This window comes from Pseudomonas sp. NFPP25 (assembly GCF_900116505.1).
Taxonomy (GTDB): domain Bacteria; phylum Pseudomonadota; class Gammaproteobacteria; order Pseudomonadales; family Pseudomonadaceae; genus Aquipseudomonas; species Aquipseudomonas protegens.
The window spans coordinates 321,923-334,090 of the sequence record NZ_FPBG01000002.1; the positions used below are offsets into that span (position 1 = coordinate 321,923).

The 12,168-nt window shown below is 64.6% G+C and carries 10 protein-coding genes; 7 read left to right on the forward strand and 3 right to left on the reverse strand.

Annotation, left to right across the window (positions count from 1 at the left end):
- Nucleotides 1–58 precede the first annotated feature (58 nt).
- The 7 genes from treP to tadA all read left to right on the forward strand — a co-directional run bounded on the left by treP (nucleotide 59) and on the right by tadA (nucleotide 9,523).
- Nucleotides 59–1,501, forward strand: a complete 1,443-nt coding sequence (treP, locus tag BM382_RS08465; RefSeq protein ID WP_011063187.1) for a PTS system trehalose-specific EIIBC component — start codon at nucleotides 59–61, stop codon at nucleotides 1,499–1,501.
- 60 nt (nucleotides 1,502–1,561) lie between these two features.
- Nucleotides 1,562–3,211: an alpha,alpha-phosphotrehalase gene (gene treC, locus BM382_RS08470; RefSeq protein WP_072442611.1), complete on the forward strand. Its 1,650-nt coding sequence runs from the start codon at nucleotides 1,562–1,564 to the stop codon at nucleotides 3,209–3,211.
- 134 nt (nucleotides 3,212–3,345) lie between these two features.
- Nucleotides 3,346–4,569 (forward strand): maltoporin, encoded by a 1,224-nt coding sequence (locus BM382_RS08475; protein WP_011063185.1) that lies wholly within the window; start codon nucleotides 3,346–3,348, stop codon nucleotides 4,567–4,569.
- A 60-nt stretch (nucleotides 4,570–4,629) separates the two neighbouring features.
- Complete coding sequence (gene ptsP / locus BM382_RS08480; protein ID WP_072442613.1) at nucleotides 4,630–7,167, forward strand: phosphoenolpyruvate--protein phosphotransferase; 2,538 nt, start codon at nucleotides 4,630–4,632, stop codon at nucleotides 7,165–7,167.
- Between the two features lie 2 nt (nucleotides 7,168–7,169).
- Nucleotides 7,170–7,460, forward strand: coding sequence for a PTS sugar transporter subunit IIB (locus tag BM382_RS08485; protein ID WP_011063183.1), 291 nt, complete (start codon nucleotides 7,170–7,172; stop codon nucleotides 7,458–7,460).
- Nucleotides 7,461–7,658: 198 nt separating this feature from the next.
- On the forward strand, nucleotides 7,659–9,035 hold the full coding sequence (locus BM382_RS08490; protein ID WP_015636864.1) for a multicopper oxidase family protein: 1,377 nt from the start codon (nucleotides 7,659–7,661) through the stop codon (nucleotides 9,033–9,035).
- Nucleotides 9,035–9,523: a tRNA adenosine(34) deaminase TadA gene (gene tadA, locus BM382_RS08495; RefSeq protein ID WP_041119721.1), complete on the forward strand. Its 489-nt coding sequence runs from the start codon at nucleotides 9,035–9,037 to the stop codon at nucleotides 9,521–9,523. The genes BM382_RS08490 and tadA overlap by 1 nt, the downstream gene beginning before the upstream one ends.
- Before the next feature lie 142 nt (nucleotides 9,524–9,665).
- Here tadA and cmoB read toward each other — a convergent pair whose 3' ends face one another.
- From cmoB to BM382_RS08510, 3 genes are all read right to left on the reverse strand, one after another.
- Nucleotides 9,666–10,622 (reverse strand): tRNA 5-methoxyuridine(34)/uridine 5-oxyacetic acid(34) synthase CmoB, encoded by a 957-nt coding sequence (gene cmoB, locus BM382_RS08500; RefSeq protein ID WP_072442615.1) that lies wholly within the window; start codon nucleotides 10,620–10,622, stop codon nucleotides 9,666–9,668.
- A complete protein-coding gene (cmoA, locus tag BM382_RS08505) occupies nucleotides 10,619–11,362 on the reverse strand; it encodes a carboxy-S-adenosyl-L-methionine synthase CmoA (protein WP_011063179.1) in 744 nt (247 codons plus the stop codon). Before cmoA ends, cmoB begins: the two co-directional genes overlap by 4 nt.
- Nucleotides 11,363–11,531: 169 nt before the next feature.
- A complete protein-coding gene (locus tag BM382_RS08510; RefSeq protein ID WP_011063178.1) occupies nucleotides 11,532–12,167 on the reverse strand; it encodes a lysoplasmalogenase in 636 nt (211 codons plus the stop codon).
- Nucleotide 12,168 lies beyond the last annotated feature (1 nt).

Consider the following 12,168-nt stretch of genomic DNA (forward strand, 5'->3'; position numbering starts at 1 on the left):
GAGTAGTTTCCTCCTCGGCGTGCTGCCAATAACAAAAAACTCAGGTGGAAGAACGAGCATGAGCCACGACTATTCAACGATCGCCAGCGAGTTGCTGCACAGCCTCGGTGGCGCCGACAACCTCGAGCAGGCTGCCCATTGCGTGACCCGCCTGCGCCTGGCCCTGAAGGACCCGAGCCGGGTCGACAGCGCCACGCTCAACCAGATCGACCTGGTCAAGGGATCGTTCTTCACCGGCGGCCTGTTCCAGGTCGTGATCGGCCCCGGCGAAGTGGAAAAGGTCTATGCGGCGCTGCGTGAGCAGACTGGCCTTGCGGCCTCGACCATTGCCGATGTGAAGGACAAGGGCGCGCAGAAGACCCACGCCATGCAGCGCCTGGTGCGGGTGTTCTCCGATGTGTTCATGCCTATCCTGCCGGCCCTGATCATCGCCGGCCTGCTGATGGGGGTGAACAACCTGCTGGGTGCCAAGGGCATGTTCATCGAGGGCCAGACCCTGCTCGAGGCCTACCCGGGCCTGGACGGGCTGTGGAGCCTGATCAACCTGATGGCCAACACTTCCTTCGTGTTCCTGCCGGCCCTGGTGGGCTGGTCGGCAGCCAAGCGCTTCGGCGGCAGCGAGATCCTCGGCATCGTCCTGGGGCTGATGCTGGTGCACCCGGACCTGCTCAACGCCTGGAACTACGGCAAGGCCGTGGCCGGGCTGGATGGCCAGAGCCTGCCGTACTTCGACATCCTCGGCCTGTTCCAGATCGAGAAGGTCGGCTACCAGGGGCAGATCCTGCCGATCCTGCTGGCAGCCTATGTGATGAGCGTGATCGAAAAATGGCTGCGGGCCCGGGTGCCCAACGCCATTACCCTGCTGGTGGTGCCCATCACCACCATCGTGGTCACCGGGGTGCTGGCCCTGGCGATCATCGGCCCGGTGACCCGCCATCTGGGGATCCTGATCACCGAAGGCGTGGTCACCCTGTTCGACCTGGCGCCGGTGGTGGGTGGGGCGATCTTTGGCCTCCTCTATGCGCCGCTGGTGATCACCGGCATGCACCACATGTTCCTGGCGGTCGATCTGCAACTGATCTCCACCCAGGGCGGCACCTTTATCTGGCCCATGATCGTCATGTCCAACCTGGCCCAGGGCAGCGCGGCCCTGGCGGTGTTCACCATGAGCCGCAATGCCCGGGACCGCAGCATGGCTTCGACCTCGGCGATCTCGGCCTATTTCGGCATCACCGAGCCGGCGATGTTCGGCGTCAACCTGCGCTACAAGTTTCCGTTCTATGCCGCGCTGATCGGTTCGGCCCTGGGCAGCATCTTCCTCTCGCTGAACAAGGTCCAGGCCTCGGCTATCGGCGTCGGTGGGCTGCCGGGGTTCATCTCGATCATTCCGCAATACATCCCGATGTTCGTGATCGGCATGGTCGTCGCCCTGGTGGTGCCTTTCGTCCTGACCTGCGGCCTGAGCCTGAAGATCATCCGTCCCGGCTACCGAGTGGCCTGACCGGCCCTGCAGGAGCCGGCTCGCCGGCGAATGCCCTCGCACTTTCCAAAGGATTCCCCCATGCAAGACTGGCAGCGTTCGGTGATCTACCAGATCTACCCGAAAAGTTTTCACAGCCACCAAGGGCAGGCCACCGGCGACCTGCTGGGAGTGGTGGACAAGCTCGACTACCTGCACTGGCTGGGGGTCGATTGCCTGTGGCTGACCCCGTTCCTGCGTTCGCCGCAACGCGACAACGGCTATGACATCAGCGACTACTACGCCATCGATCCCAGCTACGGCAGCATGGCCGACTGCGAGTTGCTGATCGCCGAGGCCGGCAAGCGCGGGATCAAGCTGATGCTGGACATCGTGGTCAACCACACCTCCATCGAGCACGCCTGGTTCCAGCAGGCCCGCAGCAGCCTGGACAACCCCTACCGGGATTTCTACATCTGGCGCGATGAGCCCAACAACTGGGAGTCCAAGTTCGGCGGCTCTGCCTGGGAATACGAGGCACAGACCGGCCAGTACTACCTGCACCTGTTCGATCACACCCAGGCCGACCTCAACTGGGACAACCCACGGGTGCGCGCCGAAGTCTTCAAGATGATGCGCTTCTGGCGGGACAAGGGCGTCGGCGGCTTTCGTCTCGACGTGATCAACCTCATCTCCAAGCCTGCGGACTTCCCCGAGGACCAGAGCGATGGCCGGCGCTTCTATACCGATGGCCCGAACGTTCACGAGTACTTGCAGGAAATGCATCGGGAAGTGTTCGCCGGCCATGACCTGGTGAATGTCGGCGAGATGTCGTCCACCCGCCTGGAACACTGCATCCGCTACTCGAACCCGGAGTCGAAGGAGCTGTCCATGACCTTCAACTTCCATCACCTGAAGGTGGATTACCCCAATCAGCAGAAGTGGCTGCGGGCCGATTTCGACTTCCTCGAGCTCAAGCGCATCCTCTCCGACTGGCAAACCGGCATGCAGGCCGGTGGCGGCTGGAATGCGCTGTTCTGGTGTAACCACGACCAGCCCCGGGTGGTCTCGCGCTTTGGCGACGACGGCGAACACCGTGTGGTGTCGGCGAAGATGCTGGCCACCGCATTGCACCTGCTGCAGGGCACGCCCTTTGTCTATCAGGGCGAAGAGCTGGGCATGACCAATCCGCATTTCCAGCGCATCGAGCAGTATCGCGACGTCGAGACCCTGAACATCTACCGCCTCAAGCGCGAGGCCGGTGAAGAGCCGCAGGCCATCATGGCGGCGATCCAGCAGAAGTCCCGGGACAACGGGCGTACGCCAATGCAGTGGAGTGCCGGGGCCAATGCCGGTTTCAGCAGCGGCACCCCCTGGATCGAGGTTGCGGCCAACGCTGGCCAGATCAATGTCCAGGCACAGCTCGACGACCCGCAATCAGTGCTGCACCACTATCGCCAATTGATCGCGTTGCGCCGTGAGCAGGGTTTGATCCAGCACGGCGTCTATCGCCAATTGCTGCCCGAGCATCCGCAGGTCTGGGCCTACGTGCGGGAAGGGCAGGGCGAGCGACTGCTGGTGGTGAACAACTTCTACGGTTCGCCGTGCGAGGTTGAATTGCCGCAGGAGGTCATCGAGCCGGGCATGCAGCAGCGTCTGCTGATCAGCAACTACCCGGGGGATGGCGCCCGCAGCCGGCATTTGCGGCTGCGGCCCTATGAGTCCTTCGTCCTGCACCTGACCGACTGCTGACAATCCTCGCAGAAGCCGCCGGGCGGTTTGCCTCTGCCGTGAATGCGCTGTTGCAGATACAGCGCAGGGCTTCGTTCGTCGGCAAGCCGGCTTCTGCGGATCGAAATATCACAATAAAAATAATGGGGTGGCTTATGAAAACAACAATAAATCGCGGCCTGGCGGCGTCCTGCCTGTGCCTGGCATTGCCCTTTCCGGCCCAGGCCCTGGAGTTCGCCGGCTACCTGCGCAGCGGCCTTGGCACTTCGGTCAACAGCGGCCCGCAGTCCTGCTTTCAGCTACCCGGCGCGCCCTCCAAGTACCGCCTGGGCAACGAGTGTGAGCAGTACGCCGAGCTTGAGCTGCGCCAGGACCTGTACACCCTGGAGGACGGCTCGGTGCTCAGCGTCGACGGCATGGCTTCGCTCTACAACCGCTACGACCGCAACCTGACCTTCCAGGGCGAAAACGGCTCGGCGCGCATGCCGCAGATGTACGCCCAGTGGTCGAACCTGCCCAGCCTCAATGGCGGCTCGCTGTGGGCCGGGCGCCGTTACTACAAGCGTAACGACATCCATATTTCCGACTTCTACTACTGGAACCAGAGCGCCACTGGCGGCGGGGTCGAGGACGTGCGCATCGGCGATCTGAAATACAGCTACGCCTTTTCCCGCAAGGACAACCTCTACCAGAAGCAGGCCGTGAGCCGTCACGACTTCAACGTTGCCGGTTTCCAGACCAACCCCGGCGGCGAGCTGGAGCTGGGCCTGAGCTACCTGGAAAAGCCCGATCGCCGTGGTGCCCACAATGGCTGGGCGATCACCACCCAGCATGTGCAGAAAGACTTCTTCGGCGGCAAGAACAAACTGGCCCTGCAATACGGTGAGGGGCCTGGTACCGGCCTGGGCTACACCGGCAATCCCTATCTGGATGACGGCAACAAGAGCTATCGCCTGGTGGAGTTCTTCGATTGGCAGGTCACCCCGCGCTTCGGCGGCCAGGTAGAGGCGGTCTATCAGAAGGACATTCGCCCCGACGGCCAGGACCAGAACTGGATCTCCCTGGGTGTGCGCCCGGCCTATGCCATCACCGAACAGTTCAAGCTGGTGACCGAGTTTGGTCATGATCAGGTGGAGGCGCCCGGGGGCACCCGCAAACTCAGCAAGTTCACCTTCGCGCCCACCTGGTCACCCAAGGGGCCGGAGTTCTGGGCGCGGCCCGAGGTGCGCCTGTATTACACCTATGCCAGCTGGAACGAGGCCGCCAAACGCGCGGCCAACGAACTGGCGGCCGGCTCCGCGCTGTCCGACAGCGGTGTATTCGGCACCGCCCGACACGGTGCGAACGTCGGTTTGCAGGTCGAGTACTGGTGGAAATAAGCGATGCTGTCGGGGCTCGCGCTCCATCGGCACTTCAAGGAATCATTAGCAGGTGACGTCATGGCCATAACCCAACCCTTGCAATTGCTCGCGCCCCTGTCCGGGGTGCTGCTGCCCCTGGAGCAGGTGCCCGACCCGGTGTTTTCCAGCCGGGTGATCGGCGACGGCGTGTGCATCGACCCGACTTCCCAGACCCTCTGTGCGCCTCTGTCCGGGGTGGTCAGCAACCTGCAGCACAGCGGCCATGCGGTGAGCATCACTGGTGAACAGGGCCAGCAGGTGCTGATGCACATCGGGCTGGACACGGTGAACCTCGCGGGCAAGGGCTTCACCTGTCTGGTCGAGGAGGGTCAGCAGGTCTCGGCAGGCCAGCCGCTGATCGAGTTCGATGCTGATTATCTGGCCCGGCACGCGCGCAGCCTGTTGACCCTGATGCTGGTGGTCAGTGGCGAGGCGGTGATGGGGCTGGTGTCCGGCAGCCTGCTGGTGGAGCTGGGACAGCCGGTGTTGCAGATCGAGCCCGCCTGCGCAGAGGAAGGGGCCAAGGCCGAGGGCGCTGAAGCAGAGGCGCTGTTTTCCAAACCGCTGATCCTGGGCAACCCCCAGGGGCTGCATGCACGTCCGGCGGCGTTGCTGGCCCAGGCCGCCAAGGGCTTTGCCGCGAATATCTGCCTGCACCGGCGCCAGGACTCGGCCAATGCCAAGTCCCTGGTGTCGATCATGGCGTTGCAGACGGTGCAGGGCGATGTCTTGCAGGTCAGTGCTGCGGGTGCGGATGCCGAGCAGGCGATCCAGGTTCTGGTGGAGCTGCTGGCCTCGGGTTGTGGCGAGAAAGTCAGTGCTGCGGCGCCGAGTCCTGAGCCAGTAGCGGCGCGGGATGAGTCGTTGGAGACGGTTCTGCGGGGTGTCTGTGCGTCACCGGGTTCGGCGGTCGGCCAGGTGGTCCATGTGGCTGAGCAGCGCCTGCAGATAAGCGAGTGGGCGGCAAACCCGCAGCAGGAGCGTGAAGTCCTTGAGCGGGCCTTGCGAGAGGCGGTGCGGGGCCTGCAACAGCTGCGGGACAATGCCCCGGGTGAAGCACAGCAGGAAATCTTCCGTGCCCACCAGGAGCTCCTCGACGACCCGAGCCTGTTGCAGCAAACCGAAGCCCTGATCGTCACCGGCAAGAGCGCCGCCTTTGCCTGGAACAGTGCCATCGAGGTTACCGCCGAGCTGTTCAAGGGCCTGGGCAGCACGCTGCTGGCTGAACGCGCGGTGGATCTGGCGGACGTCGGCCAACGGGTGCTCAAGCTGATTCTCGGGGTGCAAGAGCATGCCGTGAGCTTGCCGGACCAGGCCATTCTGATTGCCGAGCAACTGACCCCCTCGCAGACCGCCAGCCTGGACACGGCCAAGGTGCTGGGGTTTGCCACTGTCGGCGGCGGCGCCACCAGCCACGTGGCGATTCTCGCCCGAGCCCTGGGCCTGCCGGCGATCTGTGGGCTGTCGCCCCGGGTCCTGTCCCTGGCCAACGGCACCCGGGTGCTGCTGGATGCCGATCGCGGCGAACTGCATACGGACCCTGACCCGCAACGCTTGCAGCAACTGGAGTCCCTGCGTCAGCAGCAACGCCTGCGCCAGCGTCAGGACCTGGCCCAGGCGGCGCAACCGGCGGTGACCCGCGATGGTCATCATCTGGAGGTCACGGCCAACATTGCCTCTCTGGCGGAGGCCGAGCAGGCCATGAGCCTGGGAGGCGAGGGCGTCGGCCTGTTGCGTTCGGAGTTCCTCTACCAGGACCGCAGCCACGCCCCCAGCCTGGAGGAGCAGGCTGAAACCTATCGGGCCATCGCCCAGGCCCTGGGCCCTGAGCGCAATCTGGTGGTGCGCACCCTGGACGTGGGCGGCGACAAGCCCCTGGCCTATGTGCCCATGGACAGTGAAGCCAACCCCTTTCTCGGCCTGCGTGGCATCCGCCTGTGCCTGGAGCGCCCCGAACTGCTGCGGGAGCAGTTCCGGGCGATTCTCGCCAGCGCCGGGCAGGCACGCCTGCACATCATGTTGCCCATGGTCAGCCAGCTGGCGGAGCTGCGTCAGGCGCGGCAGCTACTGGATGACGAGGTTCGGGCCCTGGGCCTGGCGGAAAGGCCCAAGTTGGGCATCATGATCGAGGTGCCTTCGGCGGCCCTGATGGCAGATCGCTTTGCTCCGGAGGTGGATTTCTTCTCCATCGGCACCAACGACCTGACCCAGTACACCCTGGCCATGGACCGTGATCATCCGCGCCTGGCCAGTCAGGCCGACAGCTTCCACCCGTCGGTGCTGCGCCTGATCGCGCGAACGGTGCAGGCCGCCCATGCCCACGGCAAGTGGGTCGGAGTCTGTGGTGCACTGGCGTCCGAAACCCTGGCAGTGCCGCTGTTGCTGGGCCTGGGGGTGGACGAACTGTCGGTGAGCGTGCCGTTGATTCCGGCCATCAAGGCCCGGGTACGCGAGCTGGATCTGAGCGAATGCCAGGCGCTGGCAGCTCGGATCATCGATCTGGAGGACGCGGTTCAGGTACGTGAATACCTGCACAAGCAGCAAGTCGCAGCCGATTCACTGGTTCTGGAGAACTGAAAATGTTCGAGAAATTGCAACGCGCGTTCTGGAAAGCCCTGACTCCGGACCTGATCCCTGATCAGCCGAAGGCCCCCAGGGCCAACGGCAATGTTCTGAATGACGCAATGCTGGCGGCGCTGGGTGGCAGTGCCAACATCAAGAGCCAGCAACCCCTGGCCCTGACCCGCCTGCGCCTTGAGCTGCATGATCCGCAACTGCTGGACAGCAGCGCCTTGCGCGTGGCGGGGGTACCGGCGGTGATGCCCCTGGCCGGTGGCGTGGTGCATCTGCTGCTGGGATTGCAGGGCTGAGGGGGCTGTTCGCCGGCCAGCCGGCTCCTACAAGAGCAACGGGCTTGCCAGCGAGCAGACTCTCGAAAACACCCATCGTTTCCCCGTCTCGCCTGCGTCCCGTCGCCGCGCCGGCCTTACTGTTTCTCAACTGCGGGTGTATCGTATTCGCCTTTTGCGGGCCTGGGCCCGCGGCTGATACGTGAGGTAGTTGAGTCCATGTCCTTTACCCGTCGACAAATACTCGGTGGTCTGGCCGGTCTGGTAGTGGTGGGCGTGGGGGCGGGCGGCGCATCGCGTTATTGGCTGGGAAAGATGGCTGACGCCGAGGCGGGGCACGATTACGAGCTGATCGCCGCGCCACTGGACGTGGAGCTGGTGCCTGGGCACAAGACCGAGGCCTGGGCCTTCGGCCCTTCAGCGCCGGGTACCGAACTGCGGGTGCGCCAGGGCGAATGGCTGCGGGTACGCTTCATCAACCACCTGCCGGTGGCCACCACCATCCACTGGCACGGCATCCGCCTGCCCCTGGAAATGGACGGCGTGCCTTACGTCTCGCAACTGCCGGTGCTGCCCGGCGAATACTTCGATTACAAGTTCCGCGTACCGGATGCCGGCAGCTACTGGTATCACCCCCATGTGAACAGCAGTGAAGAACTGGGTCGCGGCCTGGTGGGCCCGCTGATCATCGAAGAACGCGAACCCACCGGCTTCAAGTACGAGCGCACCCTGAGCCTGAAAAGCTGGCACGTGGATGAAGAGGGCGCGTTCATGCCCTTCAGCATCCCTCGGGAGGCGGCGCGCGGTGGTACGGCCGGGCGCCTGTCCACCATCAACGGTGTGTCCCAGGCAGTGATCGACCTGCCGGCCGGGCAGATCACCCGGGTGCGCCTGCTGAACCTGGATAACACCCTGACCTACCGCATCAACATCCCGGATGTCGAAGCGCAGATCTACGCTCTGGACGGCAACCCCATCGAGCCTCGCCCCTTGGGCAAGGAATACTGGCTGGGCCCGGGCATGCGCATCTGCCTGGCGATCAAGGCGCCGGCGGCCGGTGTGGAGTTGTCCCTGCGCAACGGACCGGTGCGCCTGGGCACTTTGCGCTCGGTGGCCAACAACGACGCGCCCACCCAGTGGCCCGCCGCCTTGCCGGCCAACCCCGTGGCCGAGCCGGATCTCGACAACGCCGAGAAGCTCAACTTCAATTTCGAATGGGTTGGCTCGGTCTCGGTGAACGTGGACAATGGCAAGCCGCCAAGCCTGTGGCAGATCAATGGCCAGGCCTGGGACATCACCGACAAGACCTGCGCCGACCGCCCGATTGCCACCCTGAAAAAGGGCAAGAGCTACATTTTCGAATTGAAGAACATGACCCAGTACCAGCACCCGATCCACTTGCACGGCATGAGCTTCAAGGTCATCGCCTCGAACCGCAAGAAGATCACCCCCTACTTCACCGACACCTACCTGCTGGGCAAGAACGAGCGTGCCCGGGTCGCCCTGGTGGCGGATAACCCGGGGGTCTGGATGTTCCACTGCCACGTGATCGACCACATGGAAACCGGCCTGATGGCCGCCATCGAGGTGGTGTGATGCGCCAGATACGCCCGGCGCCGATCATCGACCGCAGCCGCGACCAGGACTTCATGCGTGAAGCCCTTGCCCTGGCGGCCCAAGGCGCCGCCCTGGGGGAAGTGCCGGTGGGTGCGGTGCTGGTACTGGATGGGCAGATCATCGGCCGTGGCTACAACTGCCCCATCAGCGGCAGCGATCCCAGCGCCCACGCCGAGATGGTGGCGATCCGCGAAGCGGCCCAGGCGGTGAGCAACTATCGCCTGCCCGGCAGCACCCTGTACGTGACCCTTGAACCTTGCAGCATGTGCGCCGGGCTGATCGTCCATTCGCGCATTGCCCGGGTAGTGTACGGCGCACTGGAACCCAAGGCCGGCATTGTGCAGAGCCAGGGGCAGTTCTTCACCCAAGGGTTTCTCAACCATCGGGTGCTGTACGAGGGCGGGGTGCTGGCCGAGGAGTGCGGCACGGTGCTGAGCGAATTCTTCAAGGCGCGTCGAGCGCGCTGATCGCAAACCGGTTCGCGGCCTACACAAAACCGTAGGAGCCGGCTTGCCGGCGAAGAGGCTCTTGAGCCTTGCGCCGTTCTGGCGGGCGCCTTCGCTGGCAAGCGGAACGCCGCCCGGCCAGCTCCTGCGGGGGAAGACGGGGTTATTTCTTGGCGACTATCACCGCACGCATCGGCGCCGGCAGGCCTTCGATGGTCTTGCTGTGGTCGTTGGGGTCCAGGAAGTCGCTCAGGGACTGGTACTTCATCCACTCGGTGCCGCGCTGCTCCTCGACGCTGGTCACGCTGACATCCACGCACCGCACGTCGCTGAACCCGGCGCGCCGCAGCCACAGTTCCAGGGCCGGCACCGACGGCAGGAACCACACGTTGCGCATCTGCGCGTAGCGGTCTTCCGGTACCAGCACCTGATGCTGGTCGCCTTCCACCACCAGGGTTTCCAACACCAGTTCACCGCCCTTGACCAGGCAGTCCTTGAGCGCCAGCAGGTGCTCGATGGGCGAACGGCGGTGGTAGAACACCCCCATGGAAAACACCGTGTCGAAGCCTTCCAGGTTGGCCGGCAGGTCTTCGAAGGGGAAGGGCAGGTGCCACACCGAAGGCTCCGACAAGTAACGCTGCACCGCCTGGAACTGGCAGAAGAACAGCCAGTTGGGGTCGACGCCGATCACGCTGTGGGCGCCGGCGCCAAGCATGCGCCACATGTAGTAGCCATTGCCGCAGCCGACATCGAGGATGCGCTTGCCCTCAAGGTTCAGGTGCGGGGCGACCCGCGACCACTTCCAGTCCGAACGCCATTCGGTGTCCACGTGCACGCCGAACAGGTCGAACGGGCCCTTGCGCCACGGCGACAGGCCCATCAGTGCGGTGCGCATCTGCGCCCGAGTGGCGTCGTCGCAGTCGGTGTCCAGGCGCAGGCCATTGATCAGGTCGATTTCGCTGGGCTGGATCTTCGGCAATGCATCCAGGGCGCTTTGCCAGCGCTCCAGGTCGCCATGGCCTTTTTCCATCTTGGCGTCGAGCTGGGCTTGCAGCCCATTGGCCCAGGTGGCCAGGGGCGTACCCGCCAGACGGCGAGCGAGGGGGGACAGATCAATCATGGCAGGGCAATCAACGAGGCAAAGTTAAGGCATTGGAACCACGGCACGACTTTCGAGAACCCGGCAGCCAGCAGGCGTTCGCGGTGTTCTTCGAGGCTGTCGGGCTTCATGACGTTTTCGATGGCACTGCGCTTCTGGGCGATTTCCAGTTCGCTGTAGCCGTTGGCGCGCTTGAAGGCGATGTGCAGGTCGGTGAGCAGGGCGTGTTCCTGGTCATCGTTGAAGCGCAGCTTCTCCGAGAGGATCAGCGCGCCACCGGGTAGCAGCGACTGGCGGATGCGCCCGAGCAGGGCCAGACGCTGCTCGGGGGCGATGAACTGCAGGGTGAAGTTCAGGGCCACCACCGAGGCCGGCTGGAATTCCAGGGCCAGGATATCGCCCTCGATCACCTGCACCGGCAGCAGCTCCTGGAACATCGAATCCTGGCCGTTGAGGTATTCCCGGCACCGTTCGACCATGGCTGCGGAGTTGTCCACCGCGATGACCCGGCAGCCATCCGTGCGCACATGGCGGCGCAGGGCCTGGGTCACTGCCCCCAGGGAAGAGCCCAGGTCGTAGAGCACGCTGTTGGGCTGGGCGAACTGCGCCGCCAGCACCCCGAGGTTCTCGACAATGGTCGGGTAACCCGGCACCGAGCGCTTGATCATGTCCGGGAACACCCGCACCACATCCTCGTTGAAGGCGAAGTCGGGCACCTGGGCCAGTGGCTGGGCGAAAAGGCGGTCGGGTTCTTTGCTCACGGCGGTTCCGGCGATGGAGATAAAAAGAGGGCGGCATTGTAGCCGCTGCCGCAGGCTGCGATAAGGCCCGCAGGGCCTTCAGGGGCGCAAGGGCGACGCAAGGTGGGGTCCTTTCGCCGGCAAGCCGGCTCCTACGGAGAGTAGGGACCGGCCTGTCGGCGCAGGCGGCTCAGCGTGGCTTCTGGCTGAACGCCGAAGCGGCAATGCCCCACTGGCCCAGCCAGTAGAAAATGATGATCAGGTAGGGCGCGGCGTCGAAGGCCAGCACGAAGCGGCTGATGCCGATCAGGCTGTCGGAGAAGGCAAAGCTCAGGGCGCCCAGCGCTGCCAGTACCGCGGACCGCGTGGGCACCGCTGAGCCGAGGCGTGCCAAGGCGCGCCAGAGCATGGCGCTGATGGTCAGGGCGTAGACGATCACCGGCACCAGCAACGGCCCCAGGCCGTGGGAGATCAGGATGCTCAACAGCACCGCGCCAATGGCCAGTGCCACCAGCAAGGGCAGCAGCGCCGGGCGCCGGCAGTCGCTGAGATAAGCCTTGAGGTAGGCCAGGTGTGCCACCAGGAAGGCTCCGAGACCGAACACGAACAGGTCCGTGGGCCAGGCCAGCAGGACATCCCCCAGCACCGAGAACAGCAGGCCGATGATGATCCAGCGCCGGTAGTCCCCGGGCGGTGCATCGTGCAGCCAGCCCAGCAGGGCCAGCACCGGCAGTGGCTTGACCAGCAGGCAGAGCAGGGTGGCATGCACGCTGACGCCGTAGAGGAAGGTCGCGGCGCCCATCAGCGCCAGTATCAGCCAGCCCATG